Origin of the sequence: Tardiphaga sp. OK245 (assembly GCF_900108575.1) — a bacterium.
GTDB classification, from domain to species: domain Bacteria; phylum Pseudomonadota; class Alphaproteobacteria; order Rhizobiales; family Xanthobacteraceae; genus Tardiphaga; species Tardiphaga robiniae.
Genome location: NZ_FNWZ01000004.1, coordinates 413956 through 438146 on the forward strand (window position 1 = coordinate 413956; position 24191 = coordinate 438146).

Sequence of the window (24191 nt, forward strand, 5' to 3'; positions counted from 1 at the left end):
ATGCCCAAGTACTTCACCCCGGAAAATTCCGCGCTTCTGCTCATCGATCATCAGATCGGCACGATGCAGTTGATCAAGAACATCGACGTCGCCCGGGCCAAGCGCATGTCGCTGGCACTGGCGAAAACAGCGAGCATCCTGAACATTCCAACCGTCCTGACGTCGAGCCAGGAAGATCGCCTGCAGGGGCCGCTGTTGCCGGAGCTGCAGGAGATCCTGCCAGACGCCTTCAAAGCGCGCGTCAAGCGCGAAGGCATCGTCAATGCCTGGACCGACGTCAACTTCAAGGCAGCGGTGGAAGCGACGGGACGAAAGAACCTGATCATGGCCGGCGTCACGACCGACGTCTGCCTCGTCTTCCCGGCGATCGATGCGGTGACCGAAGGCTACAGCGTCCAGGCAGTCATGGACGCTTCCGGGTCTCCATTCGAGCTCTCCGAGGATATGTCCCGCCGGCGCATGCAGGATGCTGGCGTTGTTTTAACAGCAACCAACACGATGATCGCCGAGCTCGCTCAGAACTGGGGCACGCCCAATGGGCAAAAGCTCATCCAGTTGCTGTTCACCGAGGTCCTTCCGCCGATCAATCCGTAACGACATCGCGCCCGCCGAAGCTGGAGCCTCATTGGTTCTGATTGAAGCAGAACCGGGCTCCAGCTTTTTGTTTGACGCGTTTTCTTGACGCGAACCGGCATCCACTTCGCTCGAAAACGCGATAAGGAGAAAAAACATGACCTCAGCACCAACCATCGCAGGGATCGGTGTCGTCTCGCCCGAAAGCCATCAGGTCCGGTCGCAAGGGCCATTCCAGTTGCGTCGAATCCATCCCGGTATCTCTCTGGGACAGCCAAATGACGCAGGCTTCGGCGGGCTTGGCGTTATCGACCACGCCCGGCTGCAACCCGGCCTCGTCGTGAGGATGCACGAGCATCGCAATGACGAGATCATAAGCTACATGCGCGCAGGCCGCATGCAACACACCGACTCCGCCGGAAAGAGTGAACTTATATCGCCCGACCGGTTGATGGTGATGAACGCAGGCCGCGGTTTTCATCATGAAGAACGAGTTGTCGGAGACGACCAGATCGAAATGCTGCAGATTTTCGTTCGGCCTGAGGCCGCAGACGAAGAGCCAATCGTTCAATTTGTCCAACTCGATGAGATCAAGCGAAACGATCAATGGCGGTTGCTGACCGGACCGAAAGGATCCGACGCCCCGACCTTCGTACGTCAGGCCGTCTATTTGTACGATACCCACTTATCGGCAGGTCAAAGTATCGACCTCCCGTCCAAACCCGGGTTCGATCGTTGGCTATATGTTTTTCAGGGCAGAATATCTGCGGGACAGCACGACGTCGGAACACATACCGCGCTGATGCTTGCCGCGGATCAGGCCGAGATGAACGTTACCGCCGTCCAGGAAACGGACCTCGTTGTTTTCCTCGTCGATCGGAACGCGAAGTTCTCGCGTGGAGGAACTATCAGCGGCTGATCCGAATGGATGGTTCGGATCTTGTCCGCGCTCATATGATTGCGACCTTACGACGCCTGCTTCTGGAATACCCCATCCCTGTATGTCGCGCCGAAATACACATCGATCGACCGGATGAGATCGCCCTCGAAGCCGAAGACTTCGGTATTGCGAAAGCTCTTGCCGTCCTTCGCCACGCAACGATAGGTCACGAAAGCCGTATCGCCATCGACGGCGATACGCTCAAGATCATGCTGCGCGATCCAGTCGGCGACACGCCAGCAGCGGGCGAAATAGGTCACCTTGTCGATCCCGTCATCGAACGGGCTCGTAAAGGTGAAGTCGTCCGTGAACGCATCTTCGACGGCCTTGCGGTCATTGCGCAGATAGGCTGCAAACAAGTCTCGGATGATCCTGGCCTTGTCGGCACTCATGATGCTCACTCCTCCGGAAACATGTGTGCGTACGGCTCCGCCTCCTTCACCACCCGTGCGAATGATGGACGCGCCAGCAACCGGCCGAGATAGGCGGAGACGTTGCGATGCGCGTCTCCGAACGGATGCACCTTGTTCGCGTAATAGAGCGCCGGCGCAGCCGCACAGTCGGCGAGCGTGAACGCTGTGCCCATCGCCCACACGTTCGTCGCCATCTGCCTGTTGATCATGCCGTAGGACGTGGTGAGCTGGGCCCGCGCCATGGCGACGCCATGCGGATCCTTCTTGTCAGCCGGCACCAGACGGTCGCCGACGATCTTCTGCGTCGGCGTGTGCACATAGAGATCATAGAAGCGGTCGCGTAACCGCATCTGCAGGCCGGCGTCGCCATCGGGGATGAAACGCGTGCGGCCGGGAAAATGCCGGTCGAGAAACTCGATGACGATGGAGGACTCCGGCACGATCGCGCCGCGCGCATCGTCCTGCAGCACGGGGAATTTGCCGATCGGCCACAGTTTCAACAGCGCAGCACGCTCGGCTTCGTCGCCGAGATTGACCATATGCGGCGTGAACGGCGTGTCGTTCTCGTACAGCGCAACCAGCGTCTTCCAGCAATAGGACGACAGCGGATGGAAATGCAGTGTGAGGGACAAGGGAACCTCCTGTCAGGATGGATGAAATACATCGCCGCTGCATGAGCCTGGCGAATGACGTCAACCAAGGACGAATGGGCTCGACGCGTCCCGACAAGTATCGGCCTATTTTCGCGACAGGGGAGCCAAAATCCTTCCATGGGGGCCTTGGACATATTCAGAGCTCGAAAAGTAGAACGATACTAAGCTGGCAGCCTGTGGAAATGGCCATTTGCCGTTCACACCGCTTCACGCGCGCGTTACCGACTTAGCTGAAAATTAGCTAAGGAGCGTAAGCGTGGCCATTTCCCAAACCTCACAGCGACTCTTCGGAGCGTCTATCGCAGTTCTTATGACCTTCGCGATCGAAGCTCCGGCGCAGGCGCAGAGCCAGCTTCCGCCCGTCGTTGTCGAGCAGGCCAAACCGCGTGCCACGCCGGCACGTCCGCAGCGGTCACAAGCGGCGCACTCCGCCGCCAGCCGTCGAACTGCAGCGCGGGGGCCGACGGCGCCGGCCGCGACCGCCGCTCCGGCTGCTGCGGCTTTCGAATCCGGCACGGGTCCGGTCCAGGGTTATCTCGCCGGGCAGAGCACCACCGGCATGAAGACCGACACGCCGCTGCGCGAGACCGCACAATCGATCTCGGTGGTGACCGCCGACCGCATGACCGATCAAGGGGTCACGAATGTTCAGGAAGCCATACGCTATGTGCCCGGCGTGCTCGCCGACCCCTATGGCATGGACTCGCGCGGCGACTATCCGCGCGTCCGCGGTCAGGACCCCAACATCTTCCTCGATGGCACCCGCGTCGTGAACACCTTCAAGTTCGGCGAATGGCGGCAAGACCCCTATATGCTGGAGCGCGTCGAGGTGTTTCGTGGGCCTTCCGTGCTGTATGGCGACACTTCGGTGGCAGGCCTGATCAACCTGATCTCGAAACGGCCGCGAGCAGAAGGCTTCAATGAGATCGGCGTGCAGTTCGACAACTTCGGACGCAAGCAGATCCAGTTGGACACGACCGGCAAGCTGACCAAAGACGGCGACTGGCTCTATCGTTTCGTCGGCGTGTTCCGGGACGGTCACTTGCAGACCGATTTCACGCCGGATGACCGCATCCTGCTCGCCCCGTCGCTGACCTGGCGACCGACCACCAACACCAACTGGACCATTCAGGGCTTCTACCAGAAGGACAAGACCAGCACGGGGACCGGCTTCCTGCCGCATGAAGGCATGCTCTATCCTGGCCCCAATGGCCTGATCCCGATCACCCGCTTCGCCGGCTATCCCGGCTACGATCTGTACCAGACCGAAACCGCCGCCATCGGCAGCATTTTCGAGCATCACTTCAACGATGCGGTGAAGTTCACGCAGAACCTGCGCTACGCCCATGTCGAGGGCATCTATCGCACCGGTTATTCGAACAGCTTCTCGGCCGATCCCTTCCTTGATCCCGAACGCCGGACGGTTGCGCGTGTCGTCTCCAACAATGAGACGACACGCGATATGCTGACGATGGACAACAATCTGCAGTTCAAGTTCTTCACCGGTCCGGTCAGTCACAAGATGCTGGTCGGCACCGACTATCGCGAGATCAACGAACGCAGCCGCAGCGGCCAGTTCGACGACCTGACGCCATTCGATCTCTATGCGCCAGTCTATACGACGACCGTAGCCCCGACGCTGCTCGACGATCCCCGCGTCCGGCAAAACCAGTTGGGCCTCTATGTGCAGGATCAGTTGCGTTATGGTCCATGGCTCGCCACTCTTGCCATCCGGCAGGATTTCGTCGGCAACGACGTCATCGGCAGCCCCGACGAGGACACCCGCGCAACCACCGGACGCGCCAGCCTGATGTATGAAACGCCGGTTGGCTTCAATCCCTATGTGACCTATGCGACGTCGTTCAATCCGGTGTTCGGCGCCAATGTCTGTGCCGATATCTGCAAGGCACAGCGCGGCGAAATCTATGAGGTCGGTTTCAAGTACAATCCGTTCCCCGGAACTGCGATCAACGGCGCGATCTTCGACACCGTCGAGAAGAACAGGCTCGCTGCCGATCCGGACAACGCGAACTTGTCGATCCAGACTGGCCAGGTTCGCATCCGCGGCGCCGAGCTTGAAGTCATCACCAAGGTCACACCGGATCTCAACCTGATCGGCGCCTATACCTATCTCGATGCCAAGGTCGAGAGCGGCGACAATGCCGGCAAGCACGTCGAGATCGTGCCGGAACAGCAGGCCTCGCTCTGGGGCACCTATCGGCTGTCCGCGCTCGGCCTGCAAGAGGTCACCATCGGCAGCGGTGTGCGCTACATTGGCGTTTCCTGGGATGGCACCGACACGCTGCAGACGCCGGATTACACGCTGTTCGATGCCATGATCAAATACGAGACCGGTCCGTGGCGGCTGCAGATCAATGCCAGCAACCTCGCCGACAAGCGCCACATGACCACCTGCCTTGCCCGCGGCGATTGCTTCCCCGGCATGGGACGCACGGTGCTGGGCTCCGCAACCTATCGGTTCTGAACTCCACACGTCACCTGATCGAAGAGCGACCGGGCTTGTCCCGGCCGTTGTCGTTCTCTAAACAGCCTGCAACGATCAAGACGACAGGGCAGGACATGACCAAGGCTGACGGCAAGGAACAGATTCGCAAGGTTGCACTCGTCACCGGCGCCGCGCGCGGCATCGGCCTTGCGGTCGCCAAGCGCTTTCTCGGCGAGGGCTATCGTGTCGCGCTGCTGGATATCGAACGCGAGCTGCTCGACGCCAGCGTCAAGGCGCTGAACGATCCCGACAACACGCTGGCGCTGCATACGGATGTCTCCGACGCCGCTGCTGTCGACAAGGCCTTTGCTGCCACGCAGGCCCGCTTCGGCCGGCTCGATGCGCTGGTCAACAATGCCGGCATTGCGAATTTCAAGCCTCTGCTCGAGACGACGCTGGAGGAGTGGGAACGCATCATGGCCGTGAACCTTACCGGCCCGTTCCTGTGCACCAAGGCGGCGGCCCCCTTGATGCGCGAGCATGGCGGCGGCGCCATCGTCAACATCGCCTCGATCTCGGCGCTACGCGCGTCCACCCTGCGCGTCGCCTACGGCACCAGCAAGGCCGGCATCATTCACTTCACCAAACAGTCCGCTGTCGAGCTTGCGCTGCTCGGCATTCGCGTCAATGCGGTGGCGCCGGGCCCGGTGGAAACCGCGATGGCCAAGGCCGTGCATACGCCGGCGATCCGCGCCGATTATCACGATGCGATTCCGCTCAATCGCTACGGCGGCGAGGACGAACTCGCCGACGCGATCTTCTTCCTGTGCAGCGACCGGTCGAGCTATATCACCGGCCAGATGCTGGCGGTCGACGGCGGTTTTGACGCCACGGGCATCGGCCTGCCGACGCTGCGGCGCGAGGGCATCAACGGCTAGCGAAGGTCCGTGCCCGGATGACGTGCAGCATCATCCGGATTGCGCGGCTGCCGATTCGATCGCGCAGCTTTGCCAACTTAGAGAGATACTAATTCCAGACTAATTGTATGACGCCCCGGACGTCTTTCGGCTGCGTCGCTGCGTGATAAGTCGCCTGCATCACTTGGTAATGGGGTGCGGGCAAATGACATTCAAATCTTCCACACATCTGGGATGGCTGGTCGGGACGGCACTGCCAATGCTGGCGTTGATCACGACGCCATCGCAGGCGCAATCGCCGCAAGGCAGCACAGCGTTGCCAGCCGTGGTGGTGGATCAACCCGTTCGACAGGCCGCGCGTGCACGCGCGACCCGCCCATCGACGGCACGCGCGCGTGCAACGCGCCAGGCTGCTGCGCGCAACAACGCGCCAGTTGCTGCTGCCGCCGCGGCTTCCGGCGTTCGTGCGGAAACCGCCACCGGGCCGGTGCAGGGCTATCTCGCCAATCGCGGCATGGGCGGCACCAAGACCGACACGCCACTGCGCGAGACGCCGCAGTCGATCTCGGTCGTGACCGCCGATCGCATTACCGACCAGGGCGGCCTGTCCGTGCAGGAAACCCTGCGCTATGTGCCCGGCGTGACCGCCGATCCGTTCGGCGGCGATGCCCGCGGCGACTACACATTGATCCGTGGCCAGGAACCGAGCCGCTATCTCGATGGCATGCAGGGCTCGCGGCTGAGCCAGGTGCTGGAATGGCGCCGCGATCCCTACGCGCTGGAGCGCATCGAAGTGCTGCGCGGGCCATCGTCCGTGCTGTATGGCGGCTCGTCCACCGGTGGCGTTCTCAACGAAGTATCGAAGCGCCCGCAGGCCGAATCCCGCAACGAGATCGGCGTGCAATATGGTTCCTTCGACCGCAAGCAATTGCAGATGGACTCCACCGGCAAGCTGACCAAGGACGGCGAGTGGCTGTATCGCTTCGTCGGCGTGCTACGCGACTCCAACTCGCAGGTCGACTACGTGCCGAACGACCGCATCCTGCTGGCGCCGTCGCTGACCTGGCGCCCGACCAATGACATCTCCTGGACCGTGCTCGGCAACTACCAGAAGGACAGTTCCAGCTCGTTCAGCGCCTTCCTGCCCATCGAGGGCGTGCTGAAGCCGGGCCCGAACGGCTATATCCCGGTCAACCGCTTCGCCGGCGAGCCGAATTACGATCGCTACAACATCACCACCGGCGGCATCACCAGCCTCTACGAGCAGAGCTTCGGCGATGCGCTGAAGATCAAGCAGAGCTTCCGCTACAGCCACACCGACGGCGATTACGCCATCATGTATCCGGACCTGTATTCCAACCCCACCAATCCATTCCTCGACGCCGGCCGGCGTACCGTGCAGCGGATCTATTATGCCCGTCAGGCCGCGAAGGACGCCTTCACCTCCGACAGCAATGCCGAAATCAAGTTGCAGACCGGAGCGGTGTCGCACAAGGTGCTGGTGGGCATCGACTATCTCGGCCTGCACGAGAAAACCCGCAGCGGCACCGGCCTCGATCCGCGGCCGTTCGATCTGTATGCGCCGGTCTATAGCAGTTTCTCAGCCTCGCTGACCGACGATCGGCAGGCACAACAGGGCCAGACCGGCTTCTATGCCCAGGACCAGATGCGGCTGGGACCATGGCTCGCGCTGCTCGGCGTACGGCAGGACTATGTCAGCTATAGTGTCGAGGGACTGCCCACCCAGAATGACAGGGCCACCACCGGCCGCGCCGCGCTGATGTATGAGCTGCCGTTCGGCGTGACGCCCTATGTGTCCTGGGCGCAATCGTTCAACCCGGTATTCGGCGCCAACACCTGCGAAAGCGGGTTCTGCAAGCCGGTGCGCGGCGAGCAGTTTGAGGTCGGCGTCAAGTACAATCCGTTTTCCGGCACCGCGATCAATGCGGCTATCTACGACACCACCGAGCGCAACCGGCTGTCCTCCGGACCCGGCGTCTTCTCGATCCAGACCGGCCAGGTGCGGATCAAGGGCCTTGAGCTGGAAGTGCTGACCAGCGTCACACCCAATCTCGACCTCATCGGCGCCTATACCTATACCGACGCGCGGATCGAGTCCGGCGACAATGCCGGTAAGCGCGTGGCCAGCGTGCCGCAGCAGCAGGCGTCTCTGTGGGGAAAATATCGCCTGGCCTCGCTCGGCCTGCCTGACGTCACCGTCGGCGCCGGTGTGCGTTATATCGGCGAATCCTGGGACGGCATCGACCTGCTCCGCACGCCCGACTACACGCTGTTCGATGCCATGGTGCGCTGGGACAACGGCCCGTGGCGGCTGCAGTTCAATGCGACCAATATTGCCGACACCCGCAACATCGCCACCTGTCTGTCATTCGGCGACTGCTTCTACGGCATGGGCCGCACGCTGCTGAGCACCGCGACGTATCGGTTCTGAGACCTGGCACCCGCTTCGCTCGAAAACGCTCTAGAGAACGCGGAGCCCCAGCATAAAAAAGGCCAGCGCGCCGGTGGATGCCGCCGTGCGCACGTGGTTCCAGCCGGTCCAGACCGACAGATAGCGCGTCCACAGACTTGCAGTCTCGGCGCTGTCGGCGGGTGCGGCAGCGAGCGCGTCGTTCAGCGGCACGTTGAAGACAACGGTGACGAGGAAGGTACCGACGGTATAGAGCAGTGCACCCGTGACGAGATAGGGTGACGCCGGATGCGACCAGTTCAGTACCGCGATCACAGCGATGATGACGCAGAGCAGCACCGTGCCCATAAAAGCGGTGAGGAACAGCGGGCTGAGAATCGTGCTGTTGATCGACTGCATCGCGGCAATACCGGCCGGCGCTGGCAGCTTGCCGAGCGCGGTCATCACCGTGACCGAGAACACGAAGAACAACCCGGCCATCAGGCCGGAGCCTATCGCTGCCGCAAATGTCAGGCCGAACGACATTCGTCCCATCCTCACCTCGACCCTGTCGGCGCTCAGCCTAGCAGTTTTACTACTCCGCGAGCTGCGGCGAAAGTTCGCGCGGGCGCAGCGTGGCAATACTGACGACAAGCGCACCAACCGCCGTGCAGGCGATGGTCGCCACCATCGGCAGCGAGGTGCCATCGAAGAACAGGCCGGACACGCCGATCATCAGACCACCGGTGACCATCTGCAGCGTACCGCCCAGGGCGGAGGCGATGCCGGCGATGGGGCCGTGGTTCTCCAGCGACAGCACCATGGTCGACGGGATCACCAGACCGAGGAAGGCGAAGGACACGAACAGCAGCGGGATCAGCACGGCAAGGCTGGTGAAACCGGCCAGCGTGAGCGCCAGCAGCACGACTGCGAAAAACGCATAGGCCGACACCGCCGCCATCACCACGCGGCCCATGCCGAAGCGGCCACCGAGATAGCCCGCGAATTGCGAGGCGCCGATGAAGCCGATGGCGTTGACCGAGAAAGCCAGGCTGTATTGCGTCGGCGTCAGGCCATAGTGCCCGATATAGACGAAGGACGACGTCGCCAGGAACGCAAAGAAGCTCGCCATGCCGAGACCACCGATGAAGGTGAGCCCGAGGAAGTGCCAGTCGCGCAAAAGCTCGCCGAAGCTGCCGAGCACATTGCGCACGCTGCCCGAGATGCGCTCATGCGCAGGGCGCGTCTCCGGCAGCAGCGAGGCCACCAGCACAAGAGCAATGACTGCTGCGATGGTCGTTGCGACGAACACCGCACGCCAGCCGAACGGCACGATCAACGCGCTGCCGCCGAGCGGCGCGAGTATCGGCGATACCGAGAATACCAGCATCACCAGCGCCATCAGTTTCGTCGCCTCAGGGCCGGTGTGCAGATCGCGAATGATGGCGCGCGGGATCACGCCCATGGCGGCGGCGCCGAGTCCCTGGACGAAACGGAACGCGATCAGCCAGGCCACACCCGGTGCCAGCGCGCAACCGATCGAGCCGGCGATGAACAGCGTCAGACCCGCATAGAGCGGCGCCTTGCGGCCATAGACGTCGGACAGCGGGCCATAAGCGATCTGGCACAGGCCGAAAGCAATGAAGAACGCAATCAGCGTCATCTGCGTCGCCGAGGTCGTGGTGTGCAAATCGGCGGTGATCGCCGGCAGCGCCGGCAGATACATGTCGATGGCGAAGGGACCGACGGCGGAGAGCAGGCCGAGCACGACGGCGTTGCGGGTAAAGGCGGACATGGGATTTTCTTTTCTTGTTCAACGTGGCCGCGACGCATCTTCGATCGCTGATCGTGACACGCCGGCTGGGATGAGGAGCAAGGCACAGCCTCTCACAACACCAATGATCTGACGGGGCGCCTTGTAGCGGAAGCGAGCTCTACACGCCAATCAAGCGGTTGGCATCGCGCCCCGCCCCTCACCCGCCGCGAAGACGCGGCGACCTCTCCCCGCGCAAGTGCGGGGAGAGGTTAGACAGAGCGTACGTTGCCCAATCACTCCATCGCGCAGTTGATCATCCAGGGCGCGCCGAATTTGTCGACACACATACCAAATCCCTTTGACCAGAACGTGGCGCCGAACGGCATCTTGATGGTGCCGCCCTCGGACAATGCCGCGAAGACCTTGGCGCCATCTGCAGGATCCTGGATCTGCAGACAGACCGACATGCCCTGCATCTTCTCGAAATAATCCGGCGGCGCGTCCGAGGCCATGATGACCTCGCCATCGACCGAGATCTGGCCATGCAGCACCTTCTTGGCCATCGACGGCGGCATCTGTTCCGCCGCGGGCGAGCCTTCCACATGCATGATGACGTCGATCTTGGCCCCGATTGCCTTCACATAGAAATTGAGGGCCTCTTCGCAATTGCCGTTGTAGTGAAGATAGGGATTGACCTGCATCGCTCTTTCCTCCGGTTAAAGACTTTGGGGTCGGATCGGGATCATCGCGCGCAAACGGGGATCGCGCAGGTACAGCCCACCCCATGCCATCACGCCGATGTAAAAGCCAAACAACAGATGCGTGAACAGCGGGCTGTCGACGCGCAGATGCGTCGCCATCGCGCCGCCGAGAAGCCCGGTGAGCAGAATGGCGCCGAAAACGGACGTGCGCGGGATCGCGTAAAACAATGCGCAGAGCAGCGTGAGAACGCCAAGGCCGCGCGCCTGCGCCATACTGCCGCTGTAGCCGAGCTGCTGCATGGTCTCGGTAACCTCCTTGATCGGCACTAGCTTGATCCCGCCATCCATCACAAGAAAGAGAATGACGAGGCCGCTGAGAATGCGGCCGATCCAGAGCGCGGTACGGGAAACGGGCATGAAATGGTCCTGTGTTCGAATAGCTGCCGATGTCTCAAAGACGAGCGGCATCGACGCAATCCGACACCGCCATAGAAATTATTCGCGGTGTACTTTCTTCCCTCCCCCCTTGCGGGGGAGGGTGGCGCACAGCGCCAGGAGGGGGGTGCCACACACGCCATCGCTTGTGGTTACCCCCCTCCCCGGCCCTCCCCCGCAAGGGGGGAGGGAGCAGAAAGCGTCTCGCCCGTCTTTCGTTTGCGGCTACTGTTCGGCGGCTTGCTCTCCAGCATCAGCCGATCGAGATGCATCCGGATGTGATCCGCCTCCGCCGACGTATTGGCCAGCGCGATGGCGCGGTTGAAGCTTTCCCGCGCTTCATCGTTGCGGCCGAGCTGCATCAGATATGCGCCTTGCACGCCGAAAAAGTGGAAATAGTTCGAGAGCTTTGCGGCCAATGGCGCAATCATCTCCAGCGCGGCTTCGGGACCGCGCACTTTCGAAACCGCCACCGAGCGGTTGAGCGTGATCACCGGCGACGGCTGCAGGATTTCCAGCGAGCCATAAAGCAGGTCGATCTGTGCCCAGTCGGTGTGTTCCGGCTTCGCCGCACGCGCATGCAACGCGGCAATGGCCGCCTGGATCTGGTAGGCGCCGGTGCGGCGATGGCGCATCGCCTTGTCGATCAACGCCAGGCCTTCGGCGATCATCTTGCCGTTCCACAGCGTGCGGTCCTGATCGTCGAGCAGCACCAGCGCACCATTGGCATCGAAACGCGCCGCCGAGCGGGCATATTGCAGCAGCATCAACGCTACCAGGCCCATGATCTCCGGCTCGGCCGGAAACAGCTTGAGCAGCAATCGTCCCAGGCGGATCGCCTCCTCACACAACGGCGCGCGCAGATCGATACTTTCGCCTGACGCCGAATAGCCCTCGTTGAAGATCAGATAGAGCATGGCGGCCACAGCAGCGAGACGCTCGCTGCGCTCCGGCGCGCCGGGCGTCTCGAACGGCACATTGGCCTTGGCGACGGCAGATTTGGCGCGGGTGATGCGCTGTTCCATCGCGGCATCCGAGACGAGGAACGCGCGGGCGATCTGCTTCACCGTCAGGCCCGAGACGATCCGCAGTGCCAGCGCAATCTGCTGCGTCGCCAGGAGTTGCGGATGGCAGCAGATGAACAGCAGCCGCAGAATGTCGTCGCGATAATGCGATCCATCGAGGCGCTCGGCGAGCTCGCTCTCGGCATCGTCCAGATCGGATATCGCGTGGTCGTCCTCCGGCAGCGGCTGCTGCTTCGCGCCACGGCGGATATCGTCGATAGCGACGTTGCGACCGACCATGATCAGCCAGGCCGCGGCATCGCGCGGCGGCCCATTTTGCGGCCAGGTCTTCAGCGCGCGCAGGCAGGCGTTCTGGAACGCCTCTTCCGCGGTATCAAGGTTGCGGAAATAGCGCAGCAACGCGCCAAGCGCCTGGGGACGCGCCGAGGTCAGCGCCGCATCGATCCAGGCGACATCGGTCATGGCTGGAACGCTCCGTGGAAGACGCCGATCGGGCGAATTTCATAGGCGCCGCCGGGATTGGCGCGGCCGAGGTCCTGCGCAATCTCCAGCGCGCCGTCGAGATTTTCTGCCTCGACCACATAGAAGCCGAGCAACTGTTCCTTGGTTTCAGCGAAGGGGCCGTCCAGCACCACCGGCGGCTCGTCCTTGCGCAACGTTGTCGCCGCGGTGGTCGGCAGCAGTCGCGCAACGGGACCGAGCCGGCCCTGCTGCGCGAGCTTGCCGTGCACAACGGCGAGCTTCGCCATCACGGCGTCGTCTTCGTCCTTCGACCAGCCGCCGACAACGGCTTCATCATGGTAGCAGAGGATGGCGTAAAGCATGGGGTCTCCTTGGATGAAAGACGGTCGGCATCGTGCGATCCCGACAGGTTAGCGGAAATTATTGTTGGGAGCGCGGCGACGTGGAACACGTCATGCGGAGGACCGGCATAACAGGCCGACCGCCTTCAGCAGGAACGCCTCCAGCTCTGCGCGCGGAACACCGGCACGGGACCGGATCGAGAGCATATTCAGTATCCCGGACGCCATCTGCGACAGCGTGGGAACATCGATCGTCTCCGGCAATTCGCCGCGCGCGACGGCGGTCTTGAAACACCAGCCAAAGGCGTCATCGAGCTCGACAAAATTTTCGCGCATCATCGCGCCGATCTCCGGATCGGCGATAGCGTCGGACGCCACCGTCATGACAGCAAAACAGCCGCGCGGCGCGGTATCGCCTGTGGTGTAGATGTCCAGTGCCGCGTCGAAGAACCGGCGCAGCCGCTCCCGGATGTCGATATCGGCCTTGAAGATCGCGATGACCCGGACGGTGTAGTCGTCGCGATAGCGCTGGTAGCTCTTGATATAGAGCGCGCGCTTGTCGCCGAAGGCGCCGTAGAGCGACGGCCGGTTCATGCCGGTCACTTCGCTGAGATCGTCGAGCGACGTCGCCGCATAACCGCCTTTGCGAAACAACGCCAGCGCCTGACCGATCGCCACGTCGGGCTCATAGGCGCGTGGCCTGCCGCGGCGCTTCGGCTCGGTGGCCACCTCCGGCTTCGCCACGACGACGGGCTTTTTCTTTTTTTGTACCATTTCGCATTAAATCCCTTGACCAGAGTTATATTATGCGAGACGGTACGAAAATCAACCGGCGGACCGGTCGCAACAGTCCGCTATCTCAAGGAGGCTTCCATGGATCTGTATTTCTCCCCGATGGCCTGTTCGATGGCCACTCGCATCGCGCTGTATGAGGCCGAAGCCGGCGCCGATGCCCGGTTCTTCGAGGTCGATCCACTGAACAAGGAGGTGCGCAACGACGGTTCGGATTTCCGCGACGTGAATCCGCTCGGTCTGGTGCCGACGCTGCGCACCGACGATGGCGTCATCCTCACCGAGAATGCTGCGATCCTGCAGCATGTCGCCGACTGGTTTCCACACTCCCCCATCGCCGCGGGTTCGGGCATCGACCGCAGCCGGCTGCAGCAGTGGCTCTGCTTCATCGGCACGGAACTGCACAAGGGGCTGTTCGTCCCGTTGCTGGCCAAGAAGGCGCCCCCGGAGATGAAGGCCTATGCACTACAAAGCGGGTTGTCGCGGCTGACCTATCTCGAAAACCATCTCACCGGACGCGACTTCCTGCTCGACAGGTTCAGCGTCGCCGACGCCTATCTTGTCACGGTGCTAAACTGGACGATGGTGTTGCCGGAAATCGATCTGAACAACTGGCCGGCGATCAAGGCCTATCACAAGCGCCTGCGCGAACGCCCGAGCATCGTGCGCGCGGTCACTGAAGAGTTCGAACTGTTCAAGGCCGAACAGGAACGGCACAAGACGGCGGCGTGATCAACTAATCCACCCTGGATCTAACTAGAACTCGTCATGCCCGGCGCCATGCCGGGCATCCACGTCTTGGCCGCATACAAAGACGTGGATGGCCGGGACAAGCCCGGCCATGACAGAATGTGTTGTTAGGCCACCGCGCGGCGACCGATGATGGCAAAGCGCAATCGGCTGGAGATCCAGTCGATTGCCGCCACGGCGACCAGGATCATCAGGATCAGAAACGAGACCTTCTGCCATTCCAGCACGCGGATTTGCTCGGCGAGCTGAAGACCGATACCGCCCGCACCGACAATGCCGATGATGGTGGCGGAGCGGGTGTTGGACTCGATGAAATACAGCACCTGTCCGGCGATGACAGGCAGAACCTGCGGCATCAAGCCAAAACGAATCTCGTGCAGTGCGCTGCCGCCGGAGGCGCGGATGCCCTCGACCTGCTTCTTGTCGGCGGCTTCAATGGCTTCCGAAAACAATTTGCCGAAGGCGCCGAAATCCGAAATCGCGATCGCCAGCACGCCGGCAAACGGGCCGAGACCGACGACGTTGATCCAGACCAGCGCCCAGATCAGCGTATCGACGCCGCGAATCGAATCCAGAAAACGCCGGACCGGAAAGCGCAGCCAGGCGGACGGAATGACGTTGCGTGCCGCGAGCAGACTGACCGGCAGCGCGAACACTGCAGCAAGGGTGGTGCCAAGCAGCGCGATCGACAGCGTCTCGCCCATCGCGTGCAGATAGGCAGGCAGTGACGAGCCGGGATCCGGCGGGATCATCATCATCGTGATCCAGCCAAGTTCGCGCAGGCCGGTCCACATCCGCGCCGGCGAGAAATCGAGTTCATTGAGCCCGAAGATGAAAAGCGCCAGCGCCGCGACCAGGATGGCGGGCACACCGGCGCGCGACGCCATCGGGCGGTTGAAGACATCAGGATAGCGCCCGCGCAACGCGGGGGTATTGACGTCAGGCTGCCTGCTCATGATCTGGCTTCCTTGCCGAACAGACGGCCGCGCAGCCAGCCCGTGCCGATGTCGATGATGAAGACCGTGACGATGATCATCAGCAGGATCGCACTGACGTCGGAATAATAGAACTTTCTGACAGCAACGACGAGTTCCTGGCCGATGCCGCCGGCGCCGACGAAGCCCATCACGGAGGCACCACGCACATTGATCTCGAAGCGCAGCAGCGTGTAGCTCGCAAATCCGGCCGCGACCTGCGGCAGCACCGCAAAGCGCATGCAGTCGATCCAGCCCGCTCCGGTCGAGCGAATGCCTTCCACCGGCTTCATGTCGATATTCTCGACGATCTCGCCATAGAGCTTGCCGAGCGCCCCAACGCAGTGGATCGCAATGGCCAACACGCCGGCCATCGGGCCGAGGCCAAAGGCGATGACGAAGATCAGCGCGAACACGATATCCGGCACGGTCCGGCAGAATTCCATGAAGCGGCGCACGGCAAAGCGCAGCGGCACTGAGGGCGCAGTGTTCTCGGCCGCGAGAAAATTCAGCCCGAAGGCCAGCACGGCGCCGATCAGCGTACCGACATAGCTAATCAGCACGGTCTCGCCGAGCAGCGACAGCCACTTCTTCCAACCCCAGAACCATTCATTGACATCTGTCCAGACCCGGGTGCCGGCTTCGAGCGTGAAGATGCGATCGAAATAGCTGCCGAAGTTGCCGATCTTCTCGATGAAGGTCCTGAGATTAACCTCGGCGCCCAGCGCCGCGACGAACAGCGCTGCAAAGCAAGCCACCACAACGAACAGCGTGCGCAACCGCCGGCGTGCCACCGCCTTGCGATAGGCGTCGTTCAGCGCAGCGAGCTGCGGAGCCGGAAGGATGGAAACGGCGGCGGACATGAAAGGTTGTGCCTATGAAAGTAACATACAGTCAGGTCGCTGCGCTCAGGATAACCTCTCCCCGCTTGCGGGGAGAGGTCGGAGCCGAGCGTTAGCGAGGCTTCGGGTGAGGGGGAGCCAGTGTTTCACTTGCTGGCTCCCCCTCACCCGTCTTCGCTTCGCGAAGCCACCCTCTCCCCGCAAGCGGGGCGAGGGAAGAAACCGCAGCGTTCCACACAGAAAAGGAGCCGGACCATTGCTGATCCGGCTCCCTTCAATGATCTGGCGATCAGGACGCCTTCTTCTTACGAAGCGCGTCGACGAACTTGATCAGGTCGATGGTCGCGTCCCAATCCTTGGTGGTCGCGGCATGGAAGCCCTTCTTCTGGCCGTCCGACAGGCGATCAAAAGCCGCCTTGTCCTTGGTCGGTGCATCGACGAAGGCCTTGGCGATGGCGACCTTCAGCTCTTCCGGCAGGTCGGAGCTATAGGCATAGGGGCCGTTGATGATCGGGGCCGACTTGTGGATGATGCGGAAATCTTCCTTCTTCATCGGCGTGCCGTCGGCATTCTTCAGCATGCCCTTGGTCAGCATCTGCTGCAACGTCGAGTCGTTGTCGTTGGTCCACTGGTTGGCGGCGACATCGACGGTGCCCTGCGACAGCGCCAGCAGCGCATTTTCGTGGCTGCCGGTGAACACGACCTTGCTGAAATAGGTGTCGGCATCGGAGATGCCCATCTTGTCCAGCTCGAAGCGCGGCACGTTGTTGCCGGAGGTCGAATTCGGATCGACCAGACCGAGGTTCTTGCCCTTCAGATTATCGATGGTCTTGTAAGCGCTGTTCGCCTTGACGAAGAACACCGAGTAATAGCCCGTCGAGCCATCGATGTTGATGTCGTTGGCAAAGGCATCGGTCTTGACGCCGGTGAGGCGGGCGCGCGCGAACGAGGCCGAACCATAGCTGGCGATGTGGATGTTGCCGGAGCGCTGGCCTTCGATGACGGCTGCGTAGTCATTGGCGATGCGCAAATTGACCTTCACGCCGAGTTCTTTCGACAGATAGGCGACGAAGGGCGCCCAGCGCTCGGTGACGCCCGAGGCGTTTTCTGCCGGGATGATGGCGAAGGTCAGTTCCGGATACTTGGCCTTGTAATCCTGGGCCGAGGCCGAGGTGGCGGCGAAAGCCAGCGCCGCAGCGCTGAGCAGAATGGAGCGACGGTTGATCATGACAGTCCCTGTTTTGATCTGAGGTGAAACGTTTTTCTTGGTAGAAGGCGCGTCTATCGCGGCGATGCCATCGTTACGATGACGTCACCGCGATAATTTCAACGCACTGCAATCACGCGACGGCAGCAACACCGTATTCGGGAACGCGGACAGGCGTCGGCATATGCGCCGATCCCATCACCTCATCGGCTTCGAGATCGTAGAGTTCACGGGCGATATGCTCGGTGAGCGCGGACGGCGCGCCATCGAACACGACGCGGCCGGCGGACATGCCGATCAGGCGATCGCAATAGGTCCGCGCCAGATCGAGCGAATGCAGGTTGCACATCACGGTGATGCCGAAGTGCTTGTTGATCCGCAGCAGTGCATCCATGACGATGCGGGTATTGCGCGGATCCAATGATGCGATCGGCTCGTCCGCAAGTATGATGTCGGGCTGCTGCACGAGGGCGCGGGCAATGGCGACGCGCTGCTGCTGACCGCCGGAAAGCTGGTCGGCGCGTTGCGAGGCGTATTGCGCCATGTCGAACTGCTCCAGCGCCGACATCGCCAGCGCACGGTCGTCCTCGGGCCACATCTGGGTCAGCGAGCGCCACTGCGGCATCTCGGCCAGACGGCCCATCAGCACATTGGTCAGCACGTCGAGACGGCCGACGAGATTGAACTGCTGGAAGATCATCGCCGAGCGCGCGCGCCACTTGCGCAGATCGCGGCCCTTGAGTGCGGTAACATCCACGCCATCAAATACGATACGGCCTTCGGTCGGCTCGCACAGGCGATTGATCATGCGCAGCATGGTCGACTTGCCGGCACCGGAACGACCGATCACGCCGACGAATGCGCCGGGCTTGATCTCGAACGATGCGTTATCGACGGCTGCCTTGGCGCCGAAACGGCACGTCAGCTTATCCACCACCAGCATGAGGCACTCCAATGACAATAGACATCGCCACCGGTAACGCCCGCGTTTAACAATGATGTGACATGTGCCCTGCGCATACGGGTTATCGTCGTTGCGGGAAAAACACGCCCGAATTCATGCTGATGTCACGACACCGTCACGAAACCGACCGAAGAGGTGCCCGCGCGCCAGCGCTCACTCTAATATATCACCCACCGATTCCTCTTCCGTCGCACGAGCGTCACATGGCCGGAAAACAACTCTCGCTCACGCCAGCGGTCGATCCCACCGCGAAACTCGTCGATACCGAGCTCGGCGCCTATACCGAAGTCGGCGCGCGCACGATCCTCAACGAAGTGGCGATGGGCGACTATTCATATGTCGTGAATGACGGCCAGATCACCTACACGACGATCGGCAAGTTCTGCTCGATCGCGGCGATGATCCGGATCAATCCCGGCAATCACCCGATGCACCGGGCGACACAGGCGCACTTCACCTATCGCGCCAGTGCCTACTTCCCCGGCGAAAGCGACGACGCCGACTTCTTTGCCTGGCGACGCGAACATCATTGCACTATCGGCCACGATGTGTGGCTCGGCCATGGCGCCATCGTGCTGCCCGGCCGCAATATCGGCACCGGCGCGGTGATCGCCGCCGGGGCCATCGTGACCAAGGACGTCGCCCCCTATACGATCGTCGCCGGCAATCCGGCGCGGCCGGTGCGGCGACGATTTTCGGAAGCCGTGGAAGACGGGCTGATGGACCTCGCCTGGTGGAACTGGGACCACGAGATGCTACGACAGGCGCTACCGGATTTCCGCAAGCTCCCGGTCGAGGATTTCCTGAGCAAGTATAAAGGCGTCAAGGCGCCCAGGCGGATGGCAGTGACATGACTGGACTTTTCATCGACGGCGGACGCACTTTGCTCGGCCAGGACATCGCCGAGACTTCGCTGCAGATTGGGGATGGCGTGATTGCGGACATCGGATCGGATGCGCCCCATGGCGCGCTCGGCCTCGATGCCTCCGATCTGCTGGTGCTGCCGGGAATCGTCGACCTGCATGGCGACGCCTTCGAGCGGCAGTTGATGCCGCGCCCCGGCGTCGACTTCCCGGTCGATGTCGCCTTGATCGACAGCGATCGGCAGGCCATCGCCAATGGCATCACCACAGTGTTTCACGGCACCACGTGGTCCTGGGAGCCGGGCCTGCGCGGCGCGGAGAACGCCCGCAAGCTGCTGGATGCCATCGAGACGCTGCGGCCGAAGCTCGCCTCCGACACGCGCTTCCATCTGCGGCAGGAAACGTTCAATCTCGACGCCGAAGATGAGATCGTCGGCTGGCTGCAGGCCGGCCGCATCGATCTGCTCGCCTTCAACGATCATATGGACATCGCCGGCATCTCAAAGCCGGCAAAGCGCGCGCGGATGGTCGAACGTACCGGGCTCAGCAGCGATGCCTTCGACCAGCTGGTCGATCGCGTGCTGTCGCGCGCCGATGAGGTGCCTGCCTCGATTGCCCGCCTCGCCAAAGCGGCGAGCGCTGCCGGCGTGCCGACGCTCTCGCATGATGACGCAACGCCTACGATGCGCGATGACTTCCGCAGGCTCGGCGTCAATATCGCCGAATTCCCGATCAACGTGGAAACCGCACAAGCCGCCGCCGATGCCGGCGATTTCATCGTGTTCGGCGCGCCCAATGTGGTGCGCGGCGGCAGCCATACCGGCTGGACCAAGGCGTCCGACATGATCGCCAAGGGCCTCTGCTCGATCCTCGCATCGGACTATTATTATCCCGCGCAATTGCTGGCCGCATTCCGACTGGTCGAGGATCGTATCCTGTCACTGCCGCAGGCCTGGACGCTGATCTCGTCCGCACCGGCCAAGGCTGCCGGGCTCACCGACCGCGGCGAGATCGCGGGCGGGCGCCGCGCTGATTTGCTGCTCGTCGATGACAGCATCGCAATGCGTCCCCGCATCGTCGCCGTGATCGCACAGGGCAAGCTCGTGCATCTCACCGATGCCACGCGCCTGCAGCCGGCGCGTGCCATGCAACGCAAAGCTATTGCCGCGGCGTAACGCGGCTCCTCTCTTACTTGAGCATGATCGTTCCCGAAAACCGGCATCCACTTTTCGGGATCATGCTCTATGGTGCGGCCATGAATGAATTCCCGCGTTACGCGATCTATTACGCCCCCGATGCCGACAGCGCCCTCTCCCGCTTCGGCGCTAAAATCCTCGGCTACGATCCCTTCACCGGCAATGACGTGCTGGTTCCCGGCGACCTCATCATGCAGGCGCCGGACTGGCCGGCTGTCATCAAGGATCCGCGCAAATACGGCTTTCACGCCACGCTGAAGGCACCATTTTCGCTGGCGGCGGAAGCCACCGAAGCCGACCTAATCGCAGCCTTCGATGACTTCGCGCGAATGCCCCGCGCCATCCCGGAAATCTCGCCTGTGGTTCGTATCATCAGCGGCTTCACGGCTGTGGTGCCGGATGCCCCCTCTGCTGAACTTTCCACACTGGCTCAGGCCTGCGTTGAGGGATTCGAGGTGTTCCGCGCACCGATGACGCCCAACGATCGCGCGCGCCGCAAACCGGAGAACCTGACGCCGCGGCAGGTCGAGCAGCTGGATCGTTTCGGCTATCCCTATGTGCGCGACGACTTCCGCTTTCACATGACGCTGACCGGACGGCTTGCACCCGAGCGCAGCGCCGCGGTACTGGCGATGCTGCAGCAGCGGTTCGCGACACTTGATCTCACCTCACTGCGGATCGACCGCATCGGCCTGTTCCACCAGACATCTGCGACGTCGCGCTTCCAGGTGCTGCGTCACGCGCCGCTGACGGCGACTTGACGCGTCACGAGGATGCCATCTCGTCGGCCCGTTTCCAGGCCGGAAACGGATCGGCGAGCTTGGCCCAACCGGCGATATCCATGCCGGGCTTGCTAGGCACGAGACAGGCATCGAGCCGACGACGGATATCGCTTTCATCCATGTCGGAACCGATGAAGACGATCTCCTGTCGCCGGTCGCCATAGATCTCGTTCCAGTTCTTCTTCAGCGACTGCCGCCAATAAGGATCGTCCGGCCAGCGATCGACGGGGACATTGGCCCACCAGAATCCCATGCCTTCGGTACGCACGATGGCGCCCGCCTGGCTGAGTTCGCCGACCCATTGTGGCCGCGTTGCCAGCCAGAAATGCCCCTTGCTACGGATTACGCCGGCCCAGCTCTCGCGCAGAAAGGCCTGAAACTTCACGGGATCGAACGGCCGCCGCGCGCGATAGACGAAATTCGTCACGCCATATTCTTCGGTCTCGGGCACGTGGTCGGCAAAACCATACAGCTCCTTGTGCCAGAGCGGATGCTGCTGCGCCTTTTCAAAATCAAAACGGCCGGTATCGAGCACGCGGTCGAACGGCACATCGGCAAAGTTTGCCTCGATGATATCGGCATCGGGATTGAGCGCACAGATGATCTTGCGCGCGCTGTTGCATTGCTCAAGCGTGGCGTCATTGACCTTGTTGAGCACCACGACATCCGCGAATTCGATCTGCTCCACCAGCAGATCCACCAGCGTCCGCTTGTCACCGTCGAGGGCCTCGCCGCGGTCCTGCAGGAAGTCGGTGGAGGAATAGTCCTTCAACAGGTTCACCGCATCGACCACCGTCACCATGGTGTCGAGCTGTGCCACGTCCGACAGGCTGTCGCCGTTCTCGTCGCGGAAATCGAAAGTCGCGGCCACCGGCAGCGGCTCTGCAATTCCGGTGGATTCGATCAGCAGGTAATCGAACCGCCGGCTTTCGGCGAGCGCCCGCACTTCCTTGAGCAGATCGTCGCGCAGCGTGCAGCAGATGCAGCCATTGGTCATCTCGACCAGCTTCTCATCCGTCCGCGACAGGTTGGCACCGCCATCGCGAACCAGGGCCGCATCGATGTTCACCTCGCTCATGTCGTTCACAATCACCGCCACTTTCAGGCCGTGACGGTTGTTCAGCACATGGTTTAGCAAAGTTGTCTTTCCAGCCCCGAGGAAGCCGGACAAGACTGTGACGGGGAGTTTTTGCATCGAGATCGAACAGTCTTTTGAGGGTACGGGACATCAGGCTCTTCTTATTTGTAATGTTATAACATTACAATCTTCATGCCTGTCAACCCCGCGCCCACCGATCCCGTCGGTGCGCTGTCAGCTTTTCTGATCTGCCGGAAATTCGTCTGGCGCGGGTCAGCCCACGCTCATTGCCTCGACGTTAGCCTGCCCGCGCGATTGTCTCGGCATCCACCGGCTTGGCAAACGTCACACGGTTTCGACCGCTGGCTTTCGATGCGTAAAGCGCCCTGTCGGCAGCAGGTGTGAGATCGCAGGGATCGTCACCCTCGCGGCCGATGGCTATTCCGACGCTGGCGCCAACCGTCAGTTCCAGGCCATCGATGATGAACGGCTCCGAGAGCGTCCGAATGATGCGGCGGCCCAGCAACATTGCCTCCTCGCGATTGCCAACGACGGATTGCACCACGACGAATTCGTCACCGCCCATGCGCACCGCGAAGTCGCCGTCGCGCAAAATTCCGCTGAGCCGGCTCGCGACCGCCTGCAGCAGCGCATCGCCTACGGGATGGCCATGCACGTCGTTGACCTCCTTGAACCGATCGAGGTCGACGCTGTGAACGGCAATGAGACAGCCCACCGCCCTGGCGCGCGCGGCGATGATCGCGAGGCGCTCCTGAAAGCCAAGCCGATTGGCCAGGCCCGTCAGCGCATCGTGCCGCGCGAGGGTCGAGAATTCGTGCTTGAGCGAGATCTGCTCGATATTCTGCCGATAGATGAAACGCACGGTCTCGAAGCTGCCGAGCAGGAACGCGATCAGGATCACCGCATAGAAAGCCAGATTGCTATCGACGCGGGCGAGCGCCGCGAACGCCGTCGGCAAGGCGACCAGCATCAAGGCAGGCAATGCGATCCCCGGCCGGACGGAAATCCGACAGACGATGCCGGCCGCATAGCCGAACACCAACGCGGTCGCCAGGAGTTGATGAGCCGGATTCTTCGCCCAGAAGGTTGCTGCGCCGAGTATTCCGATCAGCCCTGCGAAGACGTAGCTGCTCCACGCGTAAAGCCGCTCCCATCGCTCGGCCGCGGCGATTGTGAAGCTGCGTTGACCCTTACTGCGATGATAGACGCCTTCGGTGGCCACGCGGAAGATCGTGACGATCACTCCGGCTGCACTCAACCCGTAGAACCATGGATTCGCAGAACTAATGGCGACGTGACACGAGACAATGGCCAGTGTGAAGCCGGCGATCGAAAGCGGCACACGCGTCTGGAAGAGCATGTCGATGAGTTCGATCCGGACATGGTCCGGAACGCCTACGAAAATTGATCTCCAGAATTTGACCACGTCGCTTCTCCCCGAAGCACCCGATACCGCCAAAGTCTGAAATTTTCATCGGCGAACTCGGTCAAAATCTAACTGAGTTAACCGGCAGTTACCAATCGCACGCTTGTCCGCCAGGCGCAGAGCCTCTTCCGCTGGATGCAGAGAATTCGAGCTTATCGAGTAGAAGACTGGCGAACTCCGGACCAGTCACGGCGCGATGGGACCTGAAGCTCGCCATCGCGCCT

24 protein-coding genes are annotated in these 24191 nt (G+C 62.0%); 9 read left to right on the top strand and 15 right to left on the bottom strand.

Going from position 1 to position 24191, the window contains the following annotated elements; genetic code table 11:
- Both BLW80_RS20575 and BLW80_RS20580 read left to right on the top strand, forming a co-directional pair.
- Positions 1-594: an isochorismatase family protein gene (locus tag BLW80_RS20575; protein WP_093759408.1), complete on the top strand. Its 594-nt coding sequence runs from the start codon at positions 1-3 to the stop codon at positions 592-594.
- 136 nt (positions 595-730) lie between these two features.
- Entirely contained in the window at positions 731-1492 is a 762-nt protein-coding gene (locus BLW80_RS20580) for a pirin family protein (RefSeq protein WP_093759409.1), read from the top strand.
- Between the two features lie 47 nt (positions 1493-1539).
- Here the strand turns inward: BLW80_RS20580 and BLW80_RS20585 are convergent, their stop codons facing one another.
- Positions 1540-1905, bottom strand: a complete 366-nt coding sequence (locus BLW80_RS20585) for a nuclear transport factor 2 family protein (RefSeq protein WP_093759410.1) — start codon at positions 1903-1905, stop codon at positions 1540-1542.
- A 5-nt stretch (positions 1906-1910) separates the two neighbouring features.
- The gene (locus BLW80_RS20590) at positions 1911-2558 is read right to left on the bottom strand and encodes a glutathione S-transferase family protein (RefSeq protein WP_093759411.1); all 648 of its coding nucleotides are present in this window, start codon (positions 2556-2558) and stop codon (positions 1911-1913) included.
- A gap of 331 nt (positions 2559-2889) precedes the next feature.
- Between BLW80_RS20590 and BLW80_RS20595 the strand changes: the two genes are divergently transcribed.
- From BLW80_RS20595 to BLW80_RS20605, 3 genes are all read left to right on the top strand, one after another.
- Positions 2890-5064 (top strand): TonB-dependent siderophore receptor, encoded by a 2175-nt coding sequence (locus BLW80_RS20595; protein ID WP_093759412.1) that lies wholly within the window; start codon positions 2890-2892, stop codon positions 5062-5064.
- Positions 5065-5159: 95 nt separating this feature from the next.
- Positions 5160-5963, top strand: a complete 804-nt coding sequence (locus BLW80_RS20600; RefSeq protein ID WP_092139189.1) for an SDR family NAD(P)-dependent oxidoreductase — start codon at positions 5160-5162, stop codon at positions 5961-5963.
- Between the two features lie 184 nt (positions 5964-6147).
- Positions 6148-8394, top strand: a complete 2247-nt coding sequence (locus BLW80_RS20605) for a TonB-dependent siderophore receptor (RefSeq protein ID WP_093759413.1) — start codon at positions 6148-6150, stop codon at positions 8392-8394.
- Between the two features lie 30 nt (positions 8395-8424).
- On the opposite strand, the gene BLW80_RS20610 is transcribed toward BLW80_RS20605, so the two are convergent.
- From BLW80_RS20610 to BLW80_RS20640, 7 genes are all read right to left on the bottom strand, one after another.
- A complete protein-coding gene (locus BLW80_RS20610; protein WP_093759414.1) occupies positions 8425-8907 on the bottom strand; it encodes an anthrone oxygenase family protein in 483 nt (160 codons plus the stop codon).
- Positions 8908-8947: 40 nt separating this feature from the next.
- Entirely contained in the window at positions 8948-10147 is a 1200-nt protein-coding gene (locus tag BLW80_RS20615; protein ID WP_093759415.1) for a multidrug effflux MFS transporter, read from the bottom strand.
- Positions 10148-10401: 254 nt separating this feature from the next.
- Positions 10402-10809, bottom strand: coding sequence for a VOC family protein (locus BLW80_RS20620; protein WP_068733526.1), 408 nt, complete (start codon positions 10807-10809; stop codon positions 10402-10404).
- A gap of 15 nt (positions 10810-10824) precedes the next feature.
- Entirely contained in the window at positions 10825-11226 is a 402-nt protein-coding gene (locus BLW80_RS20625; RefSeq protein ID WP_244528361.1) for a DoxX family protein, read from the bottom strand.
- A 170-nt stretch (positions 11227-11396) separates the two neighbouring features.
- A complete protein-coding gene (locus BLW80_RS20630) occupies positions 11397-12731 on the bottom strand; it encodes an RNA polymerase sigma factor (protein ID WP_093759417.1) in 1335 nt (444 codons plus the stop codon).
- Entirely contained in the window at positions 12728-13093 is a 366-nt protein-coding gene (locus BLW80_RS20635) for a YciI family protein (protein ID WP_092139199.1), read from the bottom strand. Before BLW80_RS20635 ends, BLW80_RS20630 begins: the two co-directional genes overlap by 4 nt.
- Before the next feature lie 90 nt (positions 13094-13183).
- On the bottom strand, positions 13184-13846 hold the full coding sequence (locus BLW80_RS20640; RefSeq protein ID WP_093759418.1) for a TetR/AcrR family transcriptional regulator: 663 nt from the start codon (positions 13844-13846) through the stop codon (positions 13184-13186).
- Between the two features lie 99 nt (positions 13847-13945).
- On the opposite strand from BLW80_RS20640, the gene BLW80_RS20645 reads away from it, so the two are divergent.
- Positions 13946-14596 carry a glutathione binding-like protein gene (locus tag BLW80_RS20645; RefSeq protein WP_093759419.1) on the top strand — a complete coding sequence of 217 codons (651 nt, stop codon included), beginning with the start codon at positions 13946-13948 and terminating at the stop codon, positions 14594-14596.
- Between the two features lie 125 nt (positions 14597-14721).
- On the opposite strand, the gene phnE (BLW80_RS20650) is transcribed toward BLW80_RS20645, so the two are convergent.
- The 4 genes from phnE (BLW80_RS20650) to phnC form a co-directional block, all read right to left on the bottom strand.
- Entirely contained in the window at positions 14722-15570 is an 849-nt protein-coding gene (phnE, locus tag BLW80_RS20650; RefSeq protein WP_093759420.1) for a phosphonate ABC transporter, permease protein PhnE, read from the bottom strand.
- Positions 15567-16451 (bottom strand): phosphonate ABC transporter, permease protein PhnE, encoded by an 885-nt coding sequence (gene phnE, locus BLW80_RS20655; protein WP_093759421.1) that lies wholly within the window; start codon positions 16449-16451, stop codon positions 15567-15569. Before phnE (BLW80_RS20655) ends, phnE (BLW80_RS20650) begins: the two co-directional genes overlap by 4 nt.
- A 268-nt stretch (positions 16452-16719) precedes the next feature.
- Positions 16720-17658, bottom strand: a complete 939-nt coding sequence (phnD, locus tag BLW80_RS20660) for a phosphonate ABC transporter substrate-binding protein (protein ID WP_093759422.1) — start codon at positions 17656-17658, stop codon at positions 16720-16722.
- Positions 17659-17770: 112 nt separating this feature from the next.
- On the bottom strand, positions 17771-18580 hold the full coding sequence (gene phnC / locus BLW80_RS20665; protein ID WP_089262019.1) for a phosphonate ABC transporter ATP-binding protein: 810 nt from the start codon (positions 18578-18580) through the stop codon (positions 17771-17773).
- Between the two features lie 224 nt (positions 18581-18804).
- Between phnC and BLW80_RS20670 the strand changes: the two genes are divergently transcribed.
- Genes BLW80_RS20670 through BLW80_RS20680 form a run of 3 tightly spaced genes read left to right on the top strand, consistent with a single transcriptional unit; the run spans position 18805 to position 21421 of the window.
- Positions 18805-19455, top strand: coding sequence for an LbetaH domain-containing protein (locus BLW80_RS20670; RefSeq protein ID WP_093759423.1), 651 nt, complete (start codon positions 18805-18807; stop codon positions 19453-19455).
- Complete coding sequence (locus BLW80_RS20675; protein WP_093759424.1) at positions 19452-20639, top strand: alpha-D-ribose 1-methylphosphonate 5-triphosphate diphosphatase; 1188 nt, start codon at positions 19452-19454, stop codon at positions 20637-20639. The genes BLW80_RS20670 and BLW80_RS20675 overlap by 4 nt, the downstream gene beginning before the upstream one ends.
- A gap of 23 nt (positions 20640-20662) precedes the next feature.
- Complete coding sequence (locus BLW80_RS20680) at positions 20663-21421, top strand: DUF1045 domain-containing protein (RefSeq protein ID WP_349633111.1); 759 nt, start codon at positions 20663-20665, stop codon at positions 21419-21421.
- 4 nt (positions 21422-21425) lie between these two features.
- Here the strand turns inward: BLW80_RS20680 and zigA are convergent, their stop codons facing one another.
- Entirely contained in the window at positions 21426-22637 is a 1212-nt protein-coding gene (gene zigA / locus BLW80_RS20685) for a zinc metallochaperone GTPase ZigA (RefSeq protein WP_093759425.1), read from the bottom strand.
- A gap of 181 nt (positions 22638-22818) precedes the next feature.
- Positions 22819-23967: a GGDEF domain-containing protein gene (locus BLW80_RS20690; protein WP_093759426.1), complete on the bottom strand. Its 1149-nt coding sequence runs from the start codon at positions 23965-23967 to the stop codon at positions 22819-22821.
- Between the last annotated feature and the right edge of the window lie 224 nt (positions 23968-24191).

Coding starts and splice junctions, on each gene's coding strand:
- BLW80_RS20640 (WP_093759418.1), bottom strand. CDS start 13,846: ATGGTACAAAAAAAGAAAAAGCCCGTCGTCGTGGCGAAGCCGGAGGTG.
- BLW80_RS20680 (WP_349633111.1), top strand. CDS start 20,663: ATGATCGTTCCCGAAAACCGGCATCCACTTTTCGGGATCATGCTCTAT.
- zigA (WP_093759425.1), bottom strand. CDS start 22,637: ATGCAAAAACTCCCCGTCACAGTCTTGTCCGGCTTCCTCGGGGCTGGA.
- BLW80_RS20615 (WP_093759415.1), bottom strand. CDS start 10,147: ATGTCCGCCTTTACCCGCAACGCCGTCGTGCTCGGCCTGCTCTCCGCC.
- BLW80_RS20630 (WP_093759417.1), bottom strand. CDS start 12,731: ATGACCGATGTCGCCTGGATCGATGCGGCGCTGACCTCGGCGCGTCCC.
- BLW80_RS20625 (WP_244528361.1), bottom strand. CDS start 11,226: ATGCCCGTTTCCCGTACCGCGCTCTGGATCGGCCGCATTCTCAGCGGC.
- phnE (WP_093759420.1), bottom strand. CDS start 15,570: ATGAGCAGGCAGCCTGACGTCAATACCCCCGCGTTGCGCGGGCGCTAT.
- BLW80_RS20580 (WP_093759409.1), top strand. CDS start 731: ATGACCTCAGCACCAACCATCGCAGGGATCGGTGTCGTCTCGCCCGAA.
- phnC (WP_089262019.1), bottom strand. CDS start 18,580: ATGCTGGTGGTGGATAAGCTGACGTGCCGTTTCGGCGCCAAGGCAGCC.
- BLW80_RS20600 (WP_092139189.1), top strand. CDS start 5,160: ATGACCAAGGCTGACGGCAAGGAACAGATTCGCAAGGTTGCACTCGTC.
- BLW80_RS20585 (WP_093759410.1), bottom strand. CDS start 1,905: ATGAGTGCCGACAAGGCCAGGATCATCCGAGACTTGTTTGCAGCCTAT.
- BLW80_RS20605 (WP_093759413.1), top strand. CDS start 6,148: ATGACATTCAAATCTTCCACACATCTGGGATGGCTGGTCGGGACGGCA.
- BLW80_RS20635 (WP_092139199.1), bottom strand. CDS start 13,093: ATGCTTTACGCCATCCTCTGCTACCATGATGAAGCCGTTGTCGGCGGC.
- BLW80_RS20670 (WP_093759423.1), top strand. CDS start 18,805: ATGGCCGGAAAACAACTCTCGCTCACGCCAGCGGTCGATCCCACCGCG.
- BLW80_RS20575 (WP_093759408.1), top strand. CDS start 1: ATGCCCAAGTACTTCACCCCGGAAAATTCCGCGCTTCTGCTCATCGAT.
- BLW80_RS20595 (WP_093759412.1), top strand. CDS start 2,890: ATGACCTTCGCGATCGAAGCTCCGGCGCAGGCGCAGAGCCAGCTTCCG.
- BLW80_RS20610 (WP_093759414.1), bottom strand. CDS start 8,907: ATGGGACGAATGTCGTTCGGCCTGACATTTGCGGCAGCGATAGGCTCC.
- BLW80_RS20645 (WP_093759419.1), top strand. CDS start 13,946: ATGGATCTGTATTTCTCCCCGATGGCCTGTTCGATGGCCACTCGCATC.
- phnE (WP_093759421.1), bottom strand. CDS start 16,451: ATGTCCGCCGCCGTTTCCATCCTTCCGGCTCCGCAGCTCGCTGCGCTG.
- BLW80_RS20675 (WP_093759424.1), top strand. CDS start 19,452: ATGACTGGACTTTTCATCGACGGCGGACGCACTTTGCTCGGCCAGGAC.
- BLW80_RS20620 (WP_068733526.1), bottom strand. CDS start 10,809: ATGCAGGTCAATCCCTATCTTCACTACAACGGCAATTGCGAAGAGGCC.
- phnD (WP_093759422.1), bottom strand. CDS start 17,658: ATGATCAACCGTCGCTCCATTCTGCTCAGCGCTGCGGCGCTGGCTTTC.